The following is a 22570-nucleotide window of genomic DNA, read 5'->3' as shown; positions in this document are numbered from 1 at the left end:
GGAGGTAGCATCACATGGGAGCAGGGAGTCATCCCTGCTACTGCAATTGGAAGGAACGGTGATAAACGATGCCTCCCAGCCATCCCAGAGTGATCTCATGCGAGTGGCAGGATTCGAACCTGCGAACCCCTACGGGAACCGATCTTGAGTCGGGCACCTTTGGCCTCTCGGTAACACTCGCCCTGAAGGAAGTATATTCGCTCTCCACTGCAAAAAAGGATTCCTCGATCTACATAAAATCCGCAAGACCGAGCTGAACCTTCTCCTCCTCCCCGAAGGTGGAATTGATCGAGGCGTCGATCACCCGGATCCGCTGTTTTGTATACTCTGAGATGGCAAACTGCTCACAGATAGACTGGGAGGCGGCGAGATACTTCTTCACCGATCCCTCAGAGACGGTGGCGATGATCCGCCCGCCACACCGGCACTTCCCGGCAAGCGGCATCCTCCGGAATTTTGCAGCGCAGCGTGGACACCGGAACCCCTGTTTTGAGAAGGCATTGAGGTTGCCGATCATATCGCGAATAAAATGAGTCGTCAGCACCCGCTCAGCGAGATCATCCTCATCCACCGCACGTATCTTCCGGGCGAGGAGGAGTTCGGCATCAAGTTTATCCACCATCGATCCGAGCCGGGTGTACATCGTCGTCTGAGGACCTGCAGAGATATCTGTTGTATCATGCGTAAACGAGAAACCCTCATACTGGGCAGGCGTCCCGATCCGCAGCTCCACATGATCCACCTCCTTCTCGAGATCCTTCGGGGCAGCATACCGGAGACACCCTTCATAGACCGAGAGCGGATACCTGCTCACCAGATCGACATTAAGTGTCTCCTTATCCACCTCCGCCGGATCGATCCGGCTCGTCAGGACCAGGGGGGCGTCCATCGATCCGCCACGGGTCTCCGGGAGGAACGAGCGGGAGAAGTTAATCAGGCCGTCAAGGAGGAGCATCACACAGTCCTCATCACCATCGCACTGGCCGGTGAAGATCCCATTTGCATGAAGGGTGTGATCATCTGCCACGGTCAGGCAGTAGACACGATCATCAAGGCATGGGGTAGGCTCAGCGATCCTGATCGTATCTGCAAGCACCATCCCCCCTTCCATCACCGCAACCCGGTCTCCCGGCTTCACCTCAACAGCCCGGATCTTCCGGAGATAGGTACAGTCCCAGACCACCATCGCATGATCCGGGGTGACGGCGAGCTTTTTCCCCCGTTCCGTCTCAAAGAGGATGAGGTGGGCGGGGGCACGGTGGACCGAGACCGAGGTGATCCGCCGCATCTTCGGTGTCCCGGTCGTATCGATCGCGATCGTCATATGGGGTGTTGCGGGATCTGAGTAAAAGGTCCCGATATGATCGATACCGGGGGAGGAGAGATCAAAGTTCGCGACGACAAAATCACGGATCGGGAGTTTTTTCCAGCCATCAGGACCCCGGACCTCAATCTCGGTATCCCCATGGAAGCAGTTCCGTCTCTTGGCTGCATGGAAGAAGGGATGAGCATACCCAACGAGTGCCTCTGAAAAACCGATCAGCCGTGCCAGCACACCCGCACTTGTGTGGGGAGCAAGCCCTATCAGGAGCTGGCCGACGAGATCCGCAGGAGTTTCGGCATTATAGTACCGGGGAAGCCCGTACACCCTCTCAAGGAGATCATCCATAAACCCTGCCACAGCCAGAAGGTACTCCCCGCAGTCACGGGAGACGAGGATATCCTGCGGCTTCAGTTCAACCGTCTGATCGAGACCCACCAGATCCCGGCCGTCCATATCCGTCTGATATCCAAGCTCACGGAGACGTTCAGGGGAGACACCGATCTCACGGGGCCGGAAATGCGTCAGGGGGAGATCGATCATATCATACCTGACCGTTCCATCCTTGAAAGCGAAGAGATCCCGGACCGCACGGAGGATACCCTTCTCGATCGGCTCTACCGCCCGGTTGCGGGACTTCAGCTCCTTGAGCCCCTTTAAGAGTTTCAGAGCGTCAGGAAGGATACCAAGACGGGCAAGGGCGTCATCATACTCTTTCCTGATATTGAGATCAACCTCATGCTGGCAGGCCGTCGGGGCATCACAACGTGGACAGCGGTCCTCACGAACCTCCTTATTACAATGAACGCATCGGAATACCGGTTCGGTATGTTCGCCGCACCCACACCTGTTCCAGTAGGTCGTCAGGCCGCAGCCGGGACATTTCCTCTCCCCGAGCTGAATACTGACCGTTCCGGTTGTCTCGATCTGCATCAGGAGATCCCCGTCAGGAACGGTTCCGCCACTCTTCTTTGCACCGGCCCCCTGAAACGATCGCCTCGCACCACCACCATCTCCTACCGGGAAGAGGGCATGGGGTGCAGACTTCATCTTTCGTGGAGCAGATTTTCCGGGTCTGCCCATTCGTGCACCAATCCGTGTTCCCGCCTTTGAGCGGATCATAAAGCCGCTGAGATGGCGGGCAGCATCAAGGCCGTTCCCTGAAGCAGGGAGTGTCTTCCACCCATCACGTCGGGAGAGATCCAATGAGAGACCGAGGCAGGCGATGAAGGAGTAGTAGCTCCTGATGACGATATCGTCACCCTCCACGGTATGGGGAATCAGGATCTCCTCAAGGAGATGTTTGATCTCGGGAGTATTGCGTATCCTGAGGAGATCAGACTCCAATCTTCCCCCTGCGACCACCATATCCGCAAGTAATCGAAACTCCTCTATTGTGAGATCATCAAAGAACCAGGTATAATCAGGGTGGAGATACGCACCATCCATCGCAAATCCGATCGCTTCCATCTCATTCTCCGGGTGACGGGGGCCGCCCTCCTGGAGCCACCACTCCTCGCAATACGATGGGGGGACAAGGGGATGATTATTCTCAAGGAACTCTCCGAAGCTGATGAGCATTTCACCGACATCAAGGATCGCCTCTATATCAGAGACGAGTGCCACTGCATCCCCCTCACGGTCTATCCGCCTCACCTCACCTGAGGTGAGAAGGACCGTCGGCCCTTCGATGGTATCGACCGGAACCACACCAGCTGCTTTTCCAGGCCGCTCAACCTTCATCTGTGTTCCCGGTGAGAGGTATTCACCGAGGATAAACATCGTCGCCGGGTTCAGACCGCCCGCCGCAAACCCGCTGTTCCTTCCACGGCCGAGACGGAGCCGGAACCCTCCCTTTCGCATGGGATAGGCAAAGACCGGCCTGCCGGCGATAGCATCCTTGAGATACTTATCCTTCGGATGAACACCTGGCTCCTCGTCACCTCCTGACGGGGAGGTCCCGGCAACGAGGGTGTCAAGCCACTCCCACCCCGACATCTTCATCTTTGCCACATTCTTCTGGATCTTTGGCGCCTTCAGCGCAAGACCCTCGGCGATGACAAGGGCCATCCCCCCACGTACCGCATTCGTCTCCACACGTTCCAGATTGCGGTATCCTGAGACCTCATCCTTCTCGGTCGGCTCACCATCGATACAGACCGGGCAGTTTTCGATGATCAGACGGAGCTCTGCCTCTGTTGGAGCGTACTGAAGACTCAGGATATTGTTATACTGGCGTATCTCCTCTATATAGCGTTCAATTTCAATAGGACGCGGAATATACCGGTTGATCCCAAGCGCCCGCCGGACATAGTCCCCGACGAGGACAGAGAGTGCCTGTGCTGTCCCTCCTGCGGAACGGATGGGACCTGCATAATAGATCCTGAGATATTCAGAACCATCATCATTCTTCCCAAATGTCACCTTCGCGATCCCCTCGGTCGGTGCAGCAACGACACCTTCGGTCAGTAATGCCATTGAGCAGCGGATCGCATGATCGACCACCTCCTCACGTGATGTCTCCCCAAACCGGCGTGCCACAAAGTCGTCACCGATCCGGAGCGCCGCCTCCTCACGCGACATCTCTGCTTCAAGTTCACGGATACGGGCGGCAACACCCGGAATATGGAGGAGGGCCTCGACACGATCAGCAAGGTCGTTTGCAATCGGGATCTCGGGGGTTGTTGAGGGATCGATACCACGCGAGCGTGCCTCCCGTGCAATGGAGAGGGCTTCCTCGAGGGAACGATTCATGGAGGAGAGATACGCCTCCATCGCAGGAGACATCGCAGGAAGGCTCATATCAGTTACCTCTCTTCTTCGGAAAAGAGTGCCCCGATCCCCTCTTCACCCATCCTGAAGAGGACGAGCTCGGCACAGGTGCGGAGGAAGGGATCATCCCCTTCGGCTGCCTCTGTCAGGCCGGGAATGGCAGGCTCCCCGATACGGCAGAGCGCCAGTGCGACTGCTCCACGGACATTGACATCATCATCTGCGAGATACCTGATGAGATGCGGGATCGCCACCTCACCGAGCGATGCCAGGGATCCGGTGAGATACCGGCGGACATCCGGATCCCCGGCTGAACGGATCGCCTCGATCACCGGCTCAACAGAAACAACGCCCATCCTGACGATGGCACGGGCAAGGTACCATCGCATCGTCGCCTGTGACTCCTCTAACGCTCCGACAATCTCAGGGATGGCTGACGGGCCGATCGCGGCGAGCGCCAGTTCCGCTTCTCTCCTCGCCTCGAGATCCGGTTCTCCGACGGCTCTGAATAATGCATATATTTCTTCTTTACCAGCCATGTGTCTCACCTGGTTTTGGACCATGTATATTTTCCTTTTTTTCAATCTCCTGATAGGGGATCTCACGAATTGGGGGAGGCTCTTTGACACTCTTCATGTCAGCCTTCAGGATATTATTAAACCAGACCTCCTGTTGGGGAAATGGTATCTGGATGTCATTCTTCTCAAGTTCAACTTTGAGTTTCCAGAGAAGTTCGGTCCGGAGCCCCCACCAGTAGAGAGAAGGGGCCCAGATCTTGACGACAATATTGACGCTTGAGCTGTCAAGCATGTCAACATACACAGATGGCCCCGGACTTTTTAAAGCGTAGGGCTGTTTATCGATCATATCCCTGATGATCGAGATCGCTTTTCCCGCATCATCCTTGTATCGTATTCCGATGATATATTCAAAGCGTCGTGCAGGATGGATGACAAGATTTGTGATATCACTGGTGAAGAGTTTTGAGTTTGGTATCCGGATATAGATTCCATCAAATGTCCGCACAATCGTTGACATGATCTGAATATTCTGGACCGTCCCTGTCAGAGTATTTATCGAGATATTATCACCGATCTTGATCGGCCGCTCGAACATCAGAAAGAGGCCGGAGACCAGGTTTGCGACGATATTCTGGGTAGCAAAGGCCAGAGCCAGTGCGATGATACCTCCGGCGACGAAGAGACCCGAGAGGTCAAAATGCAGGTATGGCAGTATGATGAGGAAGGTTGCCAGATACAAAAGATATGTCACAACCGTTGACATAAAGTCGAGATCCGACTTCGGCACCCGATCTCCGAAGGTTCGTTTCAGCTGCATCCTGACGACCCGGATCAGGGTCATTGCAATAATGATGATGATGATGACCCATACGAGATCGAGCGGTGTCGTCTCCCCGAGGATTGGGTTTGTCAGAAAGTTCAAAATCGTCTCATCAGACTGAGTGGCAGCTTCTGAACCGGTGACAATCATCTAACTGACCCCCTCTTCCATGGTATAGTATACTGCACGCTCAACACCGGGTATCTTCCTTGAGTAGTAGAGTTCAAGTGACTTCTGCATCCCCTCCCTGAGCGGCTTATCGACGAATGAGGTCTCAGCTATCGTTTGCTTGATAATCTGCATATTCCCTTTCATTGAGACCAGTTCCTCGTCAAAGTAGATCTTCATCCCATAGTTCTCAAAGACCGCACGGGAGACCTCGACCCATCCTTTGGTTGTATTATGGATGGTGAGTTCAAGGACACCTTCATACCAGGGATCCGGCAATGGGCGGTGGAGATAGACGGCACTCCAGTAGTACCGGGTGATCACCCCGGTATCTGTCGGTCCATACAGCGAGTACTTCTGGGGCATCCGGGAGAAGACATCTATTAACTGGATTGCATCTGATTTTCCAAGGAATACCCCGATCTCGATCGGAAATGTCAGGTAGATCTTCCGGACAGTCTCTGGTTCGATGAGGATTGGCTCAAACCGGATCTCAAGATAGCGTGTCACCTCGTCAGGGAGATTCAGGGGTTCAACCGGGTTGATGTACACAGTCCCGGAATCGGATGCGACGATCCGCTCCACCGTCTTATCACCAAGGCCCCGATAGTACCTGATGAAATCCTCGTCTTTTGAGAAGCAGACCTTTAAATCACCCTTTTCAACACAGAACTGATACCCATACCGGCCGTACATCTGATGTGATCTGGTGAGGGAACCCCAATAAAGATTACCTCCTCCATGAAAGGCCATCAATAAGCCTGCCAGGAGAGGGGACCTCTTTATTCAGCTCCTCGATGAAGACGGAGAGACGGGGATCGCCCGACTCCAGAAGTGCCATCGCCAGTTCCCTTCTCAGATCCGGATCAGCCTCCTCGATCATCTCAATAAGCGGACTCACCGCTCCGGGATCACCCGAAGGGATGAGGAGAGCGGGACGGCGATCCGGGGGTGCTGTTCGTATCACCTCGATAAGGGGTGGGATCACGGATGATCCGATTCTTGAAAGGGCTGATATTACCTCGGATCTCACCCGGTCATCGGGATCCAAGAGGAGGGAGATGAGCGGCGTTATTGCCCCCCCGGCCCCAAGATTGCCAAGGGCAGAAGCAGAGGAGGCCCTGACAACCGGATCCTCTGATTGAAGAGATCCAATCAGATCTGATAAGGCTGGTTCTCCGATGGTTGCCAGGGCAAGCGCGGCCCTGCTCCGGACATAGGAATCGGGATCCGAGAGGAGGGAGATGAGGGGATCGATCGCCCGGGGGTCGCGAATCTCACCAAGTGCAATTGCGACCTTCCACCTGACATCCTCATCCCGATCTGAGAGGAGGGAGATGAGGGGGCCGACGGCAGGGGATCCAATCCTCGCAAGTGCCTCGGCCGCCTTCCATCGCAGGCCGGAATAAGCATCGCTCTTTAGACTCTCGATAAGAGGTTCGATGGCCCGTGTATCCCGGAGCCGCCCAAGAGCATCAATCGCCGCATACCGGGTATCCATCTCTCCAAAGGTGAGGATGGCAAGGAGGGAAGGAAGATCACATTCCTGTCGCATACGAATGATATCCTTCTCAGAGACCATTCGTGCACGAACACGGCACATACTATTCTGGATAACCTCACTGACAGGTATCTCAGCCCGGAACCCTGAAAAAAGAGCCGCAGAGAGGATACCTGCTGCAATAAAGGAAGCTGACCTGATCATAGCATCGCTGGTTACCGATCCGGTCAGGGCAATATCTGCCATGATATGAATAATACCGAGGTATCCTCCGACAGCGACCCCCCAGAACCTGAAGTAATATGCTGTGACGATGATCACCAGGTAATAGATATGCGTATATCCGGTGACGAGCCCGGCTCCGGCATGATAAATAAGCTCGGCTGCTGTTGCGATGAGGAGACCGAGAAAGATGATCACTACCGGAAGGTGCCGGTACACGGAATGCATAGCGAAGGTATCGCCTGATACAATAATAGTCTTCTCTATCAGGACACCTTGAGTGTCTGCGGCATCCGTTCGGTTTCAAAGTCAAAACCAAATGAGTCACGGAAATTGGTTCCATCTCCGCACATTCTTTGGCGAGGAGTCATACCTCCCGAAGAGACTAGTATAGTATCAGCGAGCGGGTGAGAAAGGGAGAGCACCCCGAACGGGATGCAGAAACGATCAGAACCCTGCTCGCAAAACGGAAACAGTACCATGCAAAAGAGCGGTCAGGCAAGATGGAGGGTACACTGATGGGTGTACACAGTTCTATCAAAAGCCTCCATCATCGGGATGATGGAGAACGGAGGGAGGCGGTTCGTTCCTTCCTCAGAGGTGCAGTACGATCGGATATCCGGCTCTCCGGAGACGGGGCATCAGAGCCATACGGAGGGGATAACAGGTAGGTTCAGCATACTGATCTTTGGATTCAGGTACACGGAGAACCTGAAGACGAAGACAGCGACAATAACCACTCAGCCATCGGTTATCAATCGAAACCTCATCCAGAACCCGTTATTCCGGCAATACATACAATATATTCACCAGCCGGACAGGAGATCTCCGATTACCTCTTTTCCATTGTTTGGTTTTTGACTCTTTTACGAACATTATTCGGCACCACTTGATACTGACCAAACAGAAATAAGTACAACCAACCAATCTTCACAGAGGTATCTTCGTCTATGCATAACCATCATCATGGAGGAAAACATTGTTCATCAGGCACAGACAGAAGAACATGCGTGAGCAACCTTTCACGAAAGGCAGAGGATTATCTCGAAGCTATCTACCGGGTTGTAACCGAGAAGGGATATGCCAGGACGAAGGATGTTGCCCTTGAACTTGGAGTGCAGCCCTCAACCGTCGTCGAGATGTTTCGGAAGCTCCACAGCTTTGGTCTCATCGAGTATAGAAAGTATGAAGGTGTCGTCCTCCGCCCTGAAGGTGAAAAGATCGGGCGATCGGTCCATCTCCGCCACCAGACCCTCAAAGAGTTTCTCCTCCTGCTGAAGATCCCGGAACGGATCGCTGAAGCTGATGCCTGTTTTATGGAGCATGAACTCCATCCTGAAACGATACAGCAGATTCGCCTCCTCCTCGACTGTATCGAATCCAACCCGGATACAGCGGGGACGCTCAGCCGCCACCTGCTGACCGCCCACCTTTCCCACTAAAGAGGCAACCTTTTTCCACTCTCCTGTCTCATCTCCCTGTATCCAGCAAGGGATATGATGCAGAATGGAGACCGGTATTCTCCTCGTAATCCTCGTCCTCACAGGAACAGTCATCCTCTTTATCACTGAACGGATACGGATCGATGTTGTGGCAATCCTTGCCGCCATCTCTCTTGCATGGCTCGGACTCGTCACCCCGATGGAGGCGGTTTCAGGATTTGCATCCAACGCCGTCATCGCGATGGCATCGGTGATGATCCTTGGGTATGGGATTGAGAGGACAGGGATTACATCACGGCTGGCTGCTGCCATCGTCAGATATGCAGGAACCGGGGAGAGGCGGGTCAATGCCACCGTCTCCATGACGGTTGGTCTCCTCTCCTCGGTGATGCAGAATATCGGGGCGGCAGCACTCTTCCTCCCGGCGATGAGAAGGATCAGCAGGCAGACCTCGATCCCGGTCTCACGGCTGATGATGCCGATGGGGTTTGCCGCAATCCTCGGGGGAAGTGTGACGATGATCGGATCCGGACCGCTTATCGTCCTCAATGATCTCCTCACCCAGGCAGATGCGGAGCCTTTTTCACTCTTTGCCGTCACCCCAATCGGCCTTGCCCTCCTTATTGCCGGAGTTGGTCTCTTTGCTTTCTTTGGAGAGCGTATCCTCCCGAAAAAAGAGGAAGAGAAGAGAGGGCCGACGGTCGCCGAGATATGGGACATCGATCATCCGATATGGACCTGCACCATCCCGCCAACCTCCCCGTTCATCGGAAAGACCAGGGAAGAAGCCTTCTTTAAACTCAGGTACGGACTCGATCTCCTGGCCGTCCGGACCTACAAGGAGATCACCGTCGCTCCATCACGCTATACACGGCTTGAACCCGGCCAGGAGCTCGCCTTCCTCGGAACAAAGGAGGACTTTGAGAGATTCGTCAGTGACTCCGGATGCAGTCCTCCGGGATCTGTGAGCAGACTCAGAGAGACGCTTGACGGGGAAGGATATGGCTTTGCGGAACTGATCGTCCGACCGAAGGCATCCATCGTCGGCCAGAGTATCAGGGAGATCGGGTTCCGGCAACGATTCTCAATTGAGCCGATCGTCCACCAGAGCGGGGAGACCGAGACGAGAGCGGACTTCTCTGATACCCCTCTCACTGCAGGAGACACCATCGTTGCCTTCGGCTCATGGGATGCATTACGGGTCCTTGCAGGGAACCGTGATCTCCTCCTCCTCACCCATCCGGAGGTTGAGACGATCCGTCATGACAAAGGAGTACGGGCGGTCATGATATTTGCCGCCGCTCTTCTTCTCACAGGCACCGGCGTCCCCCTCTCACTTGCACTCCTCACCGGAGCAGCAGGAATGATTCTCTTTGGGATCCTTACCCCGGATGAGGTGTACCGTGCAGTGGAGTGGAAGACGATCGCCCTCATCGGGGGGCTGATCCCGCTTGGGATTGCCATGGAGAAGACCGGGGCGGCGGCACTCGTCGCCACATCACTCACCGGAACCCTCTCCGGAACCCACCCGATCATCATCATGGCCGCGGTTGCCATCCTTGCGACGATCCTCTCTCTCATCATCTCAAATGTCGCCGCAACGGTTCTTCTTGTACCGCTCGTCATGCTCACCGGAGCAGGAACAGGGGTCGATCCACGTGCCCTTGCACTTCTTGTTGCGGTCTGTGCCTCGAACTCCTTCATCCTTCCGACACACCAGGTGAATGCACTCCTGATGGCTCCAGGCGGCTACAGCACACGGGATTACCTCAAGGCAGGGAGCGTCATGACGATCATCTTCATCGGCATCGCCGTAACACTCATCTATATCCTCATCGCATAGACGACTGATCGCCTATGATCATTCACCAGTTCTTCATACCAGGAATAGCCCATAGTTCATATATCGTCGCCGGGGACAGGACCTGTGCAGTCATCGACCCTGCACGCGATGTCAAACGGTATATCAGGGCAGCAGAAGAGATGGGGCTTGTAATCACCCATATCCTTGAAACCCATCTGCATGCGGACTTCATCTCCGGCCACCTGGATCTGGCAGACCAGACAGGCGCCACTATATATGCCCCAAAGGCAGGGAACTGTGCATTCCCCCATTCCGCTGTTGAAGAAGGAGATATCATCGCGCTTGAGAATATCAGGTTCTCGGTCATCGATACCGCAGGCCATACTCCCGAGCATATCTGTTACATCGCAACCGATACAGGCAGGGGGGAGACACCGGTTGCACTCTTCTCCGGTGACACCCTCTTCGTCGGTGATGTCGGGAGGCCCGATCTCTTCCCCGGCCGGGCAGAAGAGCTTGCAACATCCCTCTACGAGAACCTGCATACCAAGATCATGACCCTCCCGGACGAATGCGAGGTCTATCCGGCACATGGTATGGGGTCCCTCTGCGGACGGGCGATGGCCGCCAAACGGACGAGCACCATCGGATACGAGAAGAAGTATAATTATGCCCTCAGGATACAGAGCCGCGAAGAGTTCATCCGTGCCCTCACATCAGATATGCCGGCAGCTCCTGATCACTTCGCACGATGCTCGGAGATCAACCGGAAAGGGCCCGCACTGATGAAGCATCTCCCGGTGGCAGCCCCGGTCGATCCAAAAGCCTTCTCTGATACGATCAGATCCAACGGCGCAACCCTTCTTGATGTCAGGAGCTACCCGGCATTCTCAGGGCTTCATATACCGGGATCATGGCATATTGATCTTACCGGGAGCTTTGCCACCCAGGCGGGCTGGGTTCTTCCGGCAGAGAAAGAGATCATCCTTGTAGCCGAAGGGAAGCCACAGGCCGAAGAGGCGGCCCTCCACCTGCACCGTGTCGGATTCGACCAGATAACAGGGTTCCTCAAAGGCGGAATGCTCGTCTGGGGAACTGCAGGACTCCCGATCAGCCGGGTTCCCGTCATCTCCCCGGAGGAGGCAGACCAGCTCATCAGAGGCGATGAAGCGGTACTGATCGATGTCCGATCTACTGAAGAGTGGGATATCGCCCATGCAACGGGATCGGTGCATATCCCCTGGCATGATCTCCGGACCAGGTATACCGAACTGAATCCGGAGAAGCAGTATATCGTGGTGTGCCGGGGTGGCCAGCGGGCGAGCATCGCCGCAAGCATCCTGAAGATGCATGGTATAGAGAGGGTGATGAACCTTGGTGGCGGCTATACCGCATACAGCCGGGCCGGGTATGCACCTGTTCCGTAAACGAGTTTATCAAACGGAGGAGAAATGATCGAATGGTTTACAGCGGCGACATGGTCGCCCTATATTGTCGGAGCAGGAATCGGGGTACTGATCTGGACGGCGTTCCTCCTCTCGGACCGGCCCCTGGGATGTTCGACGGCCTATGCAAAGACCGCAGGGATGGTAGAGACCGCCGTATCGCGTGAAAAGGCTGAAACGATGCCATATTACCAGAAGTTCACCCCAACGATCGACTGGCAGTGGATGCTGATCATCGGGATACTGATAGGAGCGTTCATCTCGGCATATATCTCTGGTACCTTCTCGCTCCTGATCGTCCCCCCGGTCTTTGCCGAAGGGTTTGGGATCGATCCCCTCCTCAGGGCAGGTGTCGCCCTCATCGGAGGGATCCTGATGGGGCTTGGAGCACGCTGGGCAGGCGGCTGCACATCAGGCCATGGGATCTCGGGAACGCTCCAGCTCTCCCTGGCAAGCTGGATAGCGGCAATATGTTTCTTCATCGGGGGTATCGTGGTTGCAGGACTCATATACGGGTTTCCATTCATCTAGGAGGGACAGAGATGACATTTGATACTCTCAGATCCGATACAAAAGCCCAGATGGTCCTCGGCCTCCTCTCCGGCATCGTCTTTGGATTCCTCCTCCAGAAAGGAGGGGTGACCGAGTACGGGGTGATCATCGGCCAGCTCCTCCTCACCGACTTCACGGTTGTGAAGGTGATGCTCTCAGCCGTCCTCGTCGGGATGATCGGTGTCTATACCCTGAAATGGATGGGGCTTGCCAATCTCCATTACAAGGTGGGATCTGTGGGATCCACCATCATCGGCGGTCTCATCTTCGGTGCAGGTTTTGGCATCCTCGGGTACTGCCCGGGCACAGCAGCCGGGGCGGTCGGATCCGGGGCCATGGATGCCGCCATCGGGATGATCGGGATTGCCATCGGTGCCGGTATCTTCGCCCGCCTCTATCCCCGGCTCAACCGCTCGATCCTGAATAAAGGGATCTTCCCGGCAGAGACGATTCCGGAACTCGTCGGGATCCGATCAGAGGTTCTGGCCGTCGGGATCGTGGCGGTGCTGGTCGCCGGGATCCTCTATCTTCTCCATGCCGTGGGGCTCTGAAGAGCCTGAATATTTTTTTGGAGCATCAGGATCAGCGTAAAGATTAAGGATGTCGGGGAGATACAGGAGTATAATCCAAAAACGATAGATCCTCAAATGCTGATAAAGCATATACTCCGACATGGATTAGATGCGCAAGCAAAGAGTGTGGTGGATGGATAACCCGCATTCCTCAGACTGTAATATGGATGGGTTTGGATCAGCCATCGTCAGTCGATGTACCAGGTGATATATGTGCTTCGAACATTCAGAGCCCGGATAAGAAATAACTATATCGAATGGGATAATGACACAGAAAGTCAGATCCCAACGGATGAACAGATACCCGTATTTATCACAATATTGAGTGATCAGGAGAGAGCAGATCAGAGCACCACTTTGATCGACACGAAGAAATCATTTAAAAAAAATGACGCAGAACGTGGAAAAAAGATGGGGGATGCGCTGAAACAATTGGCAAAAATGAATGTTTTTGGGGAGATCCACGATCCAATACGCTGGCAACGTGAACAACGCCGAGATAGAAAGTTGCCAGGCAGATATGATGCTGATTGACAGTAATATTATAATCTACGCAATGAAACCTGAACATGAGGAACTCAGATTAATAATTGATAAGACTGCACCATATGTATCTGCGGTCAGCTATGTGGAGGTCCTTGGCTATCATAAGCTGAAAGAAGACGAAAAACATTGTATTAGAGATTTTTTTAGGGCATCCCTTATTCTTCCGATCTCTCAAAAGGTTCAGGATAAAGCAGTTTTCCTCCGTCAACAAAGAAGAATGACATTAGGAGATGCACTGATTGCCGGAACCGCACTGGTATTTGATCTCAAATTAGTGACCCGCAATATAGGGGATTTCCAGTGGATTGATGATCTTACCCTCATCAATCCCTTTGATGAATCCAGCAACACCTGGCAGTCAATGGACCTCGACTAACGAGATGGACTTGAAGCGGTTGGGCGAGACGGACTCGTTACTGTCTCCTCAATCTCCACCATTTGATAAAATTGAGAGGTTTTTGCCCATCCTCATATCTCCCCGGGATCCTTTCGTGCCTCGATCTCAATCCTGTGTACAGGCACTGAGATCCCGCCCTCGGTTGAGGGGGGATAGAGGAGGGTGTACTCACCGATGATCTCCCTCGTAAAGAGGCTCTTCTGATCATCAGGGACCTTTTCGATCAGGCGGGACCAGAACGCCCTGACCCATCCGGCAAAGAGATCGTCATCATTGAAGAGGAGGGATCGTGACAGGTGATTCAGCCTGAGGGTATAGAGCCCCGCATCTTCACAGCACTGCATCATATCATCCGGAGCGGGGAGAGTGTAGGGGAGGGTATATCCGTCGAAGTACTCATTCCAGGGGCTTGTTCTGATGAGTGCCTCAATCCGGGAGAGAATAAGCTCCGTCGGCCCCGGTCCCTCCATCTGGATAAAGAGCCTGCCACCCGGAGCAAGGAGACGTGCTGCCGCTGCATAGAATCTGTCTGGATCGCAAATCCAGTTCATCATATCCAGAGAGACGATACGGGTGAATGCCCCTTCGCCATCGATCCTGTCGATATCGTCTCCCAGAAAGCTGATGTTATTATATCGGTTCGAGGGGTAGGCATCCCGTGCAGACCGGACCATCGTATCCGAGGGATCGATCCCAAGAACACTCCCCCGTGGGAGGCATGCTGCAATGGCTGCGGTCAGCTTCCCGTCTCCTGATCCGATATGGAGGACCCGCTCATTTCCTTTCAGGGCAAGTTTCAGGATCAGTTCCCGCGCAAAATTCTCCGGAGATCCTGACCGTCTCCCCATCTCCTCTGATACTCTTCGATCCATACTACCAACAACACTCATTATTCTGAGAAGTAATAAAGGGGGGTTATTCGGTCGCCACCCTGACACACTCTTCAATGGTCCCAAGGCGCGGAAGAACACCGCACATCGTCGGAAGGTAGGTGAAGGCCTTGCCGGAGTTTGTCATCACGGAACCGAGGGTGTCTGTCGCAGGAGAGACGACCATACAGGTATCAGGGTAGACAGATGCACCCGATTTTTCGATGGTTCCGACGAGATCATGGTGCTCATCAATCATCTCCTTTGAGGCAAAGACGAAGAACTCCTTCTTCACCTTCTTTCCGGAGAGGAGCCCGGCAAGTGTCCGGAGTTCATCCTCTGAGAGATGCGGACACCCGACGGCGACAGCATTCACTTCAATTTCAGTGAAAAGGGCATTGACGTCCGCAACCGGAATGGTAACCGTCTCCTTCTGATCGAGTGTAAATGACTTTTTAAAGAACGGAACCCTCGCCTCGGGGGTGATGTCCTCAACATGATAGAGGGCGACCGCCCCGCTTGCTGCCATCGCCGCTCCGAGTGATTTCAGCCGGTCCCGGTTTGGACGGATGGCTCTGAAGCATGGAATCCTGTTTCCGGCCTCTTTTCCTGCAAGGTAGCCGAGCGCACCATACTCAGCAGATCCCCACTGCTTTGTTGCATCGGGATCATCCACCTCGATGACGAGATCCGGAATCCGGTTCCCGACGATATGCAGCCCAAACTCCGGCGTCTTTCCGATCAACGCGGATGCAAGGGCAGACGGGCCACCTTCACGATTCGTCCGTGCACCGATGACAGAGTTGGCATATGAGACAGCCGACGACTCGGACCAGGCGAGATGATCGCCATAATGAACGAGCTGATGGTAATACGGAGTGCATGTACAGGAGAGGGAAATGCCCAGCCGACGGTACGCATCAAGGATCTCCTGCTGCTTCTCTGCAAACCCTTCATCAATCTTCATCTTTCTCCAGTCATCCCTCGGCATCCCGATGGGATTTAAAAATGCCGGAACCACTGCACGTGCATCCAGGTTCTGTAGCCACTCCAGTCCGGGATCACCGATCGTCTTGTATGATGCCCCGGCAACCTGAACACTGGATACCGGAATAAGACGCTCTGCTCCGTATACCTTGCCGAGAGCGACAAGAATCTCCATACATATTCGCCGTGTCTCTCCGTACTCCCCTGCAAGGACCTCTTCATCTGATCTGTCAAGTTCCATTACGCATCCCATCCTGCTCGTATAAACTCATCTTCTCTCCCCAGCGGGATCGTCGCATCCACCCCGACCTTCACATTCATGCCATCAGCAATCCGGGAGGGATCAAGGGATGAACCACGAACACCACTCACCACCATGATATCGGTATCCCCCCTGAGACGGGTTGCAATTGCAAATTCGACATCCTCGGGATTATGGATATCGATATCGGGATCGACGATGACGACATGCTTGAGTGAGGTATGTGCGGCAAAAGCTGCCATGATGGCGTTCTTCCCATCACCCTCCGTCTGCTTCTCTATCGAGACGACGGCATGAAGATACCCGGCACCCCCCCGTGTCAGCAGGACATCCCGCACCTTCGTCACCCCGGCGACCGACTGATAGATCCTGGGTTCATATGGTGCACCCATCAGAAGGCGATGTTCAGCACCTGCCGGAAGGATCCCATGGTAGATCGGATCCGGCTTTGCCGCAATCCCGGTGATCTCGATCACCGGCTGGGTTCTGATAGGATCATACGTCCCGGTGATATCCACAAAAGGCCCTTCGGGAGCGGTCTTCGCTGTAAGATACCCTTCAAGGACGATCTCCGCATCCGGAACCCTGACACCGTTTCCAAGGGTTCGAACACCAATATCCCCCCCGAGAAGCTCGGCTGCATACGCCAGTTCCCTCCCCTGGGGTACACGGGTGCATGATGCGAAGGTGACCGCCGGATGAACCCCGATCGCAATTCCTATCGGGAGCTTCTCTCCTGCCGCATGAGCAGCCTTCATCAGCTGATAGGTATGCCGACCCTCGACGATACGGGCAGTGAGCTGATCCCTGCCCGAGACGAGCATCCGGTGTATCGCGGCATTCTCAACACCGCCATACGAGGAGAAGACGATGCCCGCAGTGATATAGGGGCCTGCATCCAGTGGAAAGTGCGTCATAACCGGAACTTTACTGAGATCCGGGGAATTCGTCTGAATACTCCCCTCATCAACGATCGCACCGTCGTACCTGCATGCGGCAAGCTCCGGGACCATCCTGTTGAGATCCTTTCGAAGGGCAAGAGCGAGGGTCTCCCTGCTCGCTGTCAGGTTCATGACACCACGGTGCCCGCCACTGAGGTTGTGGAAGAAAAGGGGGCGATCGGTTCCATATGCTATCTTCGGTGCGTCATAGACGATATCCACTTCATCCTCATATTCGATGAGGAGACCCACCTCCCTGAGACTATCGATATATTCACGCATGGTAGCCACTCCATCTGGTTCCTATTGCATGTTCTATCCGGAGGTGATCAAGGATCCGGGAGACGATCATATCTGCCAGATCAGAGATAACCTCGGGCTTCTGGTAGAAGGGGGGGGATGCCGGGAGGATAAGCGCCCCGGCATCATGGGCGGCGAGCATATTGACGAGGTGCACCCTGGAATATGGTGTCTCCCTCGGGACAAGGACGAGCGGCCGCCTCTCCTTGAGACAGACATCAGCAGCCCGTGCAATCAGTGAATCCGAGATCCCATGAGCAATTCCGGCAAGCGACTTCATCGAGCAGGGGACGATCACCATCCCGTCGAACCGGAACGATCCGCTTGCGATGCCGGCTGCAAGATCGCTGTTCGTCTCATGAATAACATCGAATCCGGAGAATGACACACCTTCAAGCTCTGCGATCATCTCTGCCGTCTCAGAGACGATCAGGTGTATCCGGCACCGTCCTGCCGTAACAGCGAGGAGCCGTTCCGCATAGATCATGCCGCTTGCGCCGGTTACCCCGACGACCAGTTCTTTCACGTTATCTACCCTCCACTTCATCTGTATCTATTAGGAGCTTATCTTGTTTTGTGACCGGCCTGAGATTAAGAACCTCGGCCGCAGCAGCAGCGACCCGATCCCGGTGTTCTGCCGGAGCATAGACCCCAAGCCGCCACTGGGATCGCCGTATCTCATTCATTCCCCTGATTAATGGAGATATCTCATCAAGTGAGACGATATCATGGTGATTTTTCACCGAGACCCCTATCATCAGATCATGGGGAAACGATGGGATATCAACCGCTACAGACCCGGAATCAACCCCTGCTGCGGCGGCGATCTCCTCAGCAAGCCTGAAGGAGTCACGAAGATCAGGTTGCGGGATGCGGGCACGGTTCAGGGACCCGATTCCGACATAGGCCGCCCTTTTATACAGATCCCGCGTGAGAAGGCGGTGAATGATTGAACGGGCGATCCCGCTCTCCGACTCCCGTAACGCCATAATACAGGCGGGATCATCCATCCCGACCAGCTCTTTCGGATCGCCCCCGTCTTCACAGTGCGCCATCGCACCGATCAGAAACATCCGCTCTGCGATCCGCGAGACATGGTGATAATAGACGGCGGGCCGCATCAGGGTCCTCGCAACGAGGAGTGATTCTGCCGCCTGAACCCCGGACTCATCAAGGACGAGCCCTGTCTCTGAGAGAAGTGTGCTTCTGATGATCCGGTGGGCATCAACCGCACCATAAGGAACCCCGGTATAATGAGCATCACGATGAAGGTAGTCCATCCGATCAACATCCAGTTCGCCATGAATCACCCCGGCAAGCCGGTGCTTGCCAGCAATCACCGCCGCCACCTCATCGGGATCGAGATCCAGCCCGGCAAGTGCGGAAGCGGTTGCCGGATCATCAAGGAGATCCCGGACACGGTCATGTCCATGGCCACAGAAGACCTCCATCACCGGCTCGGATGCATGGGAGAACGGGCCATGGCCGATGTCATGGAGGAGGGCAGCAGCCCGGAGGAGGTGTGTCTCCAAAACGCCAAGAGAGAGATGGCGGCAGAGATGGGTTGCCAGGTGCATCGTCCCGAGCGCATGTTCAAACCGGGTATGATTCGCACCCGGATATACAAGGAACGAAAAACCGAGCTGCCGGATCATCCGCAGCCTCTGGACAGGAGGGGTATCCAGGAGGCTCTCTATACCGGCATCGACCTCAATATCGCCATGGACAGGATCTTTGATTATCCTGCCGGGCGAGGCCGCAACCCCGTTCCTAAGCATGATCAGATCTATGATGCAGGAGGGGTGATATATATCTCCTTCCGCCACCGGTCATGTGGGACCCGGATCCGAAACCCTGCACCACCCATCTGCGAGGGGAGAGCTTCAATGGATATACCGGTGATGGAAAGAATCTCACGTATCAGCAGAAGACCAAGTCCGGATCCTTCCCTCTTTCCATTGAGGAAGAGGGAGGGTATGAGGGTGGGATCAAAACCTGCACCATCATCCTCACAAAGGATGCAGAGATCACCATCATCTTCGATGCAGGTTATCATGATCCTGGATATCCCCTCTCCACCATGCTTTCTACTGTTATCGATGAGGTTGTAGAAGACCTTCTCAAGGAGGGGATCGGCGTAGATCCCATAGCCACCCGGATCCATCTCGAGGGCCACGGACTCCGGATCCCGTATCATAAACGCACGCCTTACAACCGCATCAAGGTCCTGCCAGACCGGACCGTTCAGGCCGACGCTCTGGTAATCATAGGTGAATCCGGCGATATCCCGGATCCGGTCGATTGCCCTCTCCATCTCCGCACAATACCTGGAACATTCGGTATCTGTGATACTGTCAGAGAGGAGGGAGGTATAGGCAGAGATCATCATCACCTGGTTGAGGATATCATGCCGGGTGACGCTCTGCAGAAGGTTCAGCTTCTCATTGGACCTGGAAAGCTCCTCCTCCATCCGGTGGCGATCAGTGATATCATAGATTGCAGCCTCGATCATCAAACGACCATCGCCCCCGATACGGTGCTGGAGCATCTCATGCACCCATCGGACCCTGCCATCTCGTATGATGATCCGGTAATCTTCATCGAACCGATCTCCCGGTGTTGCATATAATGCTGCATAGCGTGACCGGATATGGGCGAGATCAGCCGGGTGAATGAGAGATTCCCAGAGGGGGTTTCCGGTTTTAATCTCCTCGGGAGTATACCCGGTGATCTCCAGAACAGCGCCATGAAGAAAGACAGGTTCTCCCTCAATGCTCCTGTAGACAATCCCCTGAAAGTGCTGCAAAAAGGACCGGTGCATCTCTTCGCTCTCTGAGAGCCTCTCTTCTGCCTGCCTGCGGAGTGTGACATCCTCGATCATTGCTATATATCCAAGACCCCCCTTCACTCTGAAGGGTGCGACGTCCGTCTGTGTCCAGATCTCGCCTCCGTCCTTTCTGATGTACCGTTTTTGGATTCTGTAATGATCCAGCACTCCTCTGGTAAGCTCCTGTATCCCTGCTTCATTGCCGGGGAGATCATCGGGATGGGTGATATCCCGGAATGTCCGACCGATCAGATCAGGTGCCGTATAGCCGGTCATCGTCAAAAATGCGGGATTGAGATCGGTTATCCGGAGATCATGATCTGCGATGACCATCCCGAGTGGTGCTTGTTGGAAGAGACGCTGGAACCGGCTCTCACTCTGCATGAGGGCATGTCGATGGGCTTCGCCTTCCATTGCAGCCCCGATGATCCTTGCTGCCGTCTCGAGTGCCAGAACCTCAGAGGAACTCCAGACCCGATCATACCGGCACTCATCAAACCCGATAACGGCCGAGACCATACCCTGCACTGCAATCGGGACGATCAATATCGAACGGAGATCCGGAGAAGCACGGAGCGCCGTCAGACCGAAGGGGCCGAGGGCCCCGAGAGGCCCTCCGATCGTCATCCCGGAGAAGATCGCTTCGACAGAACCCTCAAAATCCTTCTCATCGAGATATGGGGGCGACCCTGCCTTTACCCCATCCGCGGCCCACTCAGCCACGAGATGAGCAGAGAGACGGGGCGAGCCACTATTCATCTGATAGAGATATGCACGGGAGGCATTCGCAGCACCGCCGAGCCTCCCGATCGCCCCCTTGATCCGGTCCAGCCATTCTTTTCCGGTGAGAAGTTCGGATGCCATATAGGAGGTTGCTTCAAGGATTCTGTCACGGGAGCGGAGATCAGATTCCTTCTGCCGCTCCTCTGTCCTGTCGCGGCCGATCCCTTCGACAATGAAGTATCCACTCACGGGATCACGATGAATCACATTCTTCGTCTCGATGAACCGAATGTTGCCATCCTTGCGGATGAGACTGAGCGGCCAGACACACTCCACTTCACCGCCATCAATCGTTAGAAAGAGTCCGCGCTCTTCGGGGGGAAGAAGGCTGAAGAGAAGAGACGGATTCTGGTAAAATTCAGCGGGATCATATCCAAGGATACTCCTGACGGATCGTGAGATGTACAGCACTTCAGGAGTGCCGTCAGGGGAGATGCGGAGCCGGTACACCAGATCCTCTGTCCTCTCCGCAAAGAAGGCCAGGTGCGAGTCCGGATTGTTCTGCATATCAGAAAGGGTTACTATTGATAGGCAGGTGAGACGAGACGAAAAATCTACCCATTCGATCCCTTTGATAAGACTCATCTATCCTGAGACACGATGTTATCACCATGATTACCCTTCTCTCGGGTGGAACAGGGACACCAAAGCTGCTTCGCGGAATCCGCCAGGTGCTCCATGACAGCGAGATCACCGTCATCGTCAACACTGCTGAAGACCTCTGGATCTCAGGAAATCATCTCTCCCCGGATATCGATACAGTGCTGTACCTCTTTGCCGGAATTCTCAATACCGAGACGTGGTGGGGTATCCGGGGGGACAGCTTTGAGACGAACAGGTACCTTGAGCGGATCGGAATGCCCGAATCGATCTCCATCGGAGACCGGGATCGCGGCATTCATATTGCACGTGGGGAGCTTCTCAGGCGGGGAGAGACCCTGACTGAAGCAACCCGGGCAATCGGATCTGTTCTCGGTGTCGAAGCGGAGGTTCTCCCGATGTGCGACACACCCGTAGCAACGCATGTGCAGACCGCAGACGGGCCGATGCATTTCCAGGAGTACTGGGTGAAGCATCGGGGGAATGTCGCCATCTCGGGGATCAAACGGGAGGCAGAAACGCCCCCGGTTGCAACGGATGCAGCCATTGAGCGGATCAGAAAGAGCGATGCGGTGATCATCGGTCCGTCCAATCCTGTCACAAGCATCGGTCCAATCCTTGAATGTGAAGGAATGCAGGAGGCGCTGAGAGAAGCTTTCGTCATCGCCATCAGTCCTTTTATCGGGAGCAGACCAATCTCGGGGCCGGCAGCAGCGCTGATGGAAGCATGGGGATATCCCCCGGATTCACAAGGGACACGCGATGCATACGGGGATGTCATCGATCTCTTCGTTCAGGATGTCCGCGATCCCATCGAGGTTCCGGGGAGCCTCCGGCTCGACACGATGATGACAGGGGTAAAGCAGAGCGAGTCCCTCGCCTGGGATCTCCTCTCGATCATCCAGGGGCGCCGATGAG

General features: G+C 54.7%; 20 protein-coding genes and 1 tRNA gene. 9 read left to right on the top strand and 12 right to left on the bottom strand.

The window, feature by feature from the left end:
* Nucleotides 1-98: 98 nt before the first annotated feature.
* From RJ53_RS05645 to RJ53_RS05620, 6 genes are all read right to left on the bottom strand, one after another.
* A tRNA-Leu gene (locus RJ53_RS05645) sits at nt 99-181 on the bottom strand.
* A gap of 48 nt (nt 182-229) precedes the next feature.
* Complete coding sequence (locus tag RJ53_RS05640) at nt 230-4123, bottom strand: DNA-directed DNA polymerase II large subunit (RefSeq protein ID WP_211530640.1); 3894 nt, start codon at nt 4121-4123, stop codon at nt 230-232.
* A gap of 5 nt (nt 4124-4128) precedes the next feature.
* Nucleotides 4129-4632 carry a HEAT repeat domain-containing protein gene (locus tag RJ53_RS05635; RefSeq protein WP_211530639.1) on the bottom strand — a complete coding sequence of 168 codons (504 nt, stop codon included), beginning with the start codon at nt 4630-4632 and terminating at the stop codon, nt 4129-4131.
* Nucleotides 4622-5584, bottom strand: a complete 963-nt coding sequence (locus tag RJ53_RS05630; protein WP_211530638.1) for a mechanosensitive ion channel family protein — start codon at nt 5582-5584, stop codon at nt 4622-4624. The genes RJ53_RS05635 and RJ53_RS05630 overlap by 11 nt, the downstream gene beginning before the upstream one ends.
* Nucleotides 5585-6298, bottom strand: coding sequence for a DUF432 domain-containing protein (locus RJ53_RS05625; RefSeq protein WP_211530637.1), 714 nt, complete (start codon nt 6296-6298; stop codon nt 5585-5587).
* Between the two features lie 34 nt (nt 6299-6332).
* The gene (locus RJ53_RS05620) at nt 6333-7553 is read right to left on the bottom strand and encodes a HEAT repeat domain-containing protein (RefSeq protein ID WP_211530636.1); all 1221 of its coding nucleotides are present in this window, start codon (nt 7551-7553) and stop codon (nt 6333-6335) included.
* Between the two features lie 179 nt (nt 7554-7732).
* On the opposite strand from RJ53_RS05620, the gene RJ53_RS05615 reads away from it, so the two are divergent.
* From RJ53_RS05615 to RJ53_RS05580, 8 genes are all read left to right on the top strand, one after another.
* Entirely contained in the window at nt 7733-7996 is a 264-nt protein-coding gene (locus RJ53_RS05615; RefSeq protein WP_211530635.1) for a hypothetical protein, read from the top strand.
* A gap of 339 nt (nt 7997-8335) precedes the next feature.
* The gene (locus RJ53_RS05610; RefSeq protein ID WP_343221840.1) at nt 8336-8767 is read left to right on the top strand and encodes a metal-dependent transcriptional regulator; all 432 of its coding nucleotides are present in this window, start codon (nt 8336-8338) and stop codon (nt 8765-8767) included.
* 64 nt (nt 8768-8831) lie between these two features.
* Nucleotides 8832-10610, top strand: coding sequence for an SLC13 family permease (locus tag RJ53_RS05605; protein ID WP_211530633.1), 1779 nt, complete (start codon nt 8832-8834; stop codon nt 10608-10610).
* Between the two features lie 14 nt (nt 10611-10624).
* A complete protein-coding gene (locus tag RJ53_RS05600; protein ID WP_211530632.1) occupies nt 10625-11998 on the top strand; it encodes an MBL fold metallo-hydrolase in 1374 nt (457 codons plus the stop codon).
* A gap of 24 nt (nt 11999-12022) precedes the next feature.
* Complete coding sequence (locus RJ53_RS05595; protein WP_211530631.1) at nt 12023-12547, top strand: YeeE/YedE thiosulfate transporter family protein; 525 nt, start codon at nt 12023-12025, stop codon at nt 12545-12547.
* 11 nt (nt 12548-12558) lie between these two features.
* Entirely contained in the window at nt 12559-13119 is a 561-nt protein-coding gene (locus RJ53_RS05590) for a YeeE/YedE thiosulfate transporter family protein (protein ID WP_211530630.1), read from the top strand.
* A gap of 234 nt (nt 13120-13353) precedes the next feature.
* A complete protein-coding gene (locus tag RJ53_RS05585) occupies nt 13354-13674 on the top strand; it encodes a hypothetical protein (protein ID WP_211530629.1) in 321 nt (106 codons plus the stop codon).
* The gene (locus RJ53_RS05580; RefSeq protein ID WP_246496008.1) at nt 13661-14062 is read left to right on the top strand and encodes a type II toxin-antitoxin system VapC family toxin; all 402 of its coding nucleotides are present in this window, start codon (nt 13661-13663) and stop codon (nt 14060-14062) included. Before RJ53_RS05585 ends, RJ53_RS05580 begins: the two co-directional genes overlap by 14 nt.
* A 92-nt stretch (nt 14063-14154) precedes the next feature.
* Here the strand turns inward: RJ53_RS05580 and RJ53_RS05575 are convergent, their stop codons facing one another.
* From RJ53_RS05575 to RJ53_RS05550, 6 genes are read right to left on the bottom strand one after another with little or no spacing between them, the layout of a single operon-like run.
* Nucleotides 14155-14955 (bottom strand): class I SAM-dependent methyltransferase, encoded by an 801-nt coding sequence (locus RJ53_RS05575; RefSeq protein ID WP_211530628.1) that lies wholly within the window; start codon nt 14953-14955, stop codon nt 14155-14157.
* Between the two features lie 43 nt (nt 14956-14998).
* Nucleotides 14999-16180: an aconitase X gene (locus tag RJ53_RS05570; protein ID WP_211530627.1), complete on the bottom strand. Its 1182-nt coding sequence runs from the start codon at nt 16178-16180 to the stop codon at nt 14999-15001.
* Entirely contained in the window at nt 16180-17424 is a 1245-nt protein-coding gene (locus RJ53_RS05565; RefSeq protein ID WP_211530626.1) for a UbiD family decarboxylase, read from the bottom strand. Before RJ53_RS05565 ends, RJ53_RS05570 begins: the two co-directional genes overlap by 1 nt.
* Nucleotides 17417-17968 (bottom strand): UbiX family flavin prenyltransferase, encoded by a 552-nt coding sequence (locus tag RJ53_RS05560; protein ID WP_211530625.1) that lies wholly within the window; start codon nt 17966-17968, stop codon nt 17417-17419. Before RJ53_RS05560 ends, RJ53_RS05565 begins: the two co-directional genes overlap by 8 nt.
* Nucleotide 17969: 1 nt before the next feature.
* The gene (locus tag RJ53_RS05555; protein ID WP_211530624.1) at nt 17970-19220 is read right to left on the bottom strand and encodes an HD domain-containing protein; all 1251 of its coding nucleotides are present in this window, start codon (nt 19218-19220) and stop codon (nt 17970-17972) included.
* Nucleotides 19221-19228: 8 nt separating this feature from the next.
* Complete coding sequence (locus RJ53_RS05550; RefSeq protein ID WP_211530623.1) at nt 19229-21637, bottom strand: PAS domain S-box protein; 2409 nt, start codon at nt 21635-21637, stop codon at nt 19229-19231.
* A gap of 26 nt (nt 21638-21663) precedes the next feature.
* Here RJ53_RS05550 and cofD point away from each other — a divergent pair, with 26 nt between their 5' ends.
* Nucleotides 21664-22569, top strand: coding sequence for a 2-phospho-L-lactate transferase (gene cofD, locus RJ53_RS05545; RefSeq protein ID WP_211530622.1), 906 nt, complete (start codon nt 21664-21666; stop codon nt 22567-22569).
* Nucleotide 22570: the final 1 nt, after the last annotated feature.

Origin of the sequence: Methanocalculus chunghsingensis (assembly GCF_018132105.1) — an archaeon.
GTDB lineage: Archaea > Halobacteriota > Methanomicrobia > Methanomicrobiales > Methanocorpusculaceae > Methanocalculus > Methanocalculus chunghsingensis.
Note: the sequence above shows the minus strand (reverse complement) of the source record. Positions and strands in the feature narration are given on the sequence as shown.

What these genes read in the sequence shown, in the direction of transcription:
- RJ53_RS05640 (WP_211530640.1), bottom strand. Translation starts at nt 4,123, where the DNA reads ATGAGCCTTCCTGCGATGTCTCCTGCGATGGAGGCGTATCTCTCCTCC.
- RJ53_RS05635 (WP_211530639.1), bottom strand. Translation starts at nt 4,632, where the DNA reads ATGGCTGGTAAAGAAGAAATATATGCATTATTCAGAGCCGTCGGAGAA.
- RJ53_RS05630 (WP_211530638.1), bottom strand. Translation starts at nt 5,584, where the DNA reads ATGATTGTCACCGGTTCAGAAGCTGCCACTCAGTCTGATGAGACGATT.
- RJ53_RS05625 (WP_211530637.1), bottom strand. Translation starts at nt 6,298, where the DNA reads ATGTACGGCCGGTATGGGTATCAGTTCTGTGTTGAAAAGGGTGATTTA.
- RJ53_RS05620 (WP_211530636.1), bottom strand. Translation starts at nt 7,553, where the DNA reads ATGCATTCCGTGTACCGGCACCTTCCGGTAGTGATCATCTTTCTCGGT.
- RJ53_RS05605 (WP_211530633.1), top strand. Translation starts at nt 8,832, where the DNA reads ATGGAGACCGGTATTCTCCTCGTAATCCTCGTCCTCACAGGAACAGTC.
- RJ53_RS05600 (WP_211530632.1), top strand. Translation starts at nt 10,625, where the DNA reads ATGATCATTCACCAGTTCTTCATACCAGGAATAGCCCATAGTTCATAT.
- RJ53_RS05595 (WP_211530631.1), top strand. Translation starts at nt 12,023, where the DNA reads ATGATCGAATGGTTTACAGCGGCGACATGGTCGCCCTATATTGTCGGA.
- RJ53_RS05590 (WP_211530630.1), top strand. Translation starts at nt 12,559, where the DNA reads ATGACATTTGATACTCTCAGATCCGATACAAAAGCCCAGATGGTCCTC.
- RJ53_RS05580 (WP_246496008.1), top strand. Translation starts at nt 13,661, where the DNA reads ATGATGCTGATTGACAGTAATATTATAATCTACGCAATGAAACCTGAA.
- RJ53_RS05575 (WP_211530628.1), bottom strand. Translation starts at nt 14,955, where the DNA reads ATGGATCGAAGAGTATCAGAGGAGATGGGGAGACGGTCAGGATCTCCG.
- RJ53_RS05570 (WP_211530627.1), bottom strand. Translation starts at nt 16,180, where the DNA reads ATGGAACTTGACAGATCAGATGAAGAGGTCCTTGCAGGGGAGTACGGA.
- RJ53_RS05565 (WP_211530626.1), bottom strand. Translation starts at nt 17,424, where the DNA reads ATGCGTGAATATATCGATAGTCTCAGGGAGGTGGGTCTCCTCATCGAA.
- RJ53_RS05555 (WP_211530624.1), bottom strand. Translation starts at nt 19,220, where the DNA reads ATGCTTAGGAACGGGGTTGCGGCCTCGCCCGGCAGGATAATCAAAGAT.
- RJ53_RS05550 (WP_211530623.1), bottom strand. Translation starts at nt 21,637, where the DNA reads ATGAGTCTTATCAAAGGGATCGAATGGGTAGATTTTTCGTCTCGTCTC.
- cofD (WP_211530622.1), top strand. Translation starts at nt 21,664, where the DNA reads ATGATTACCCTTCTCTCGGGTGGAACAGGGACACCAAAGCTGCTTCGC.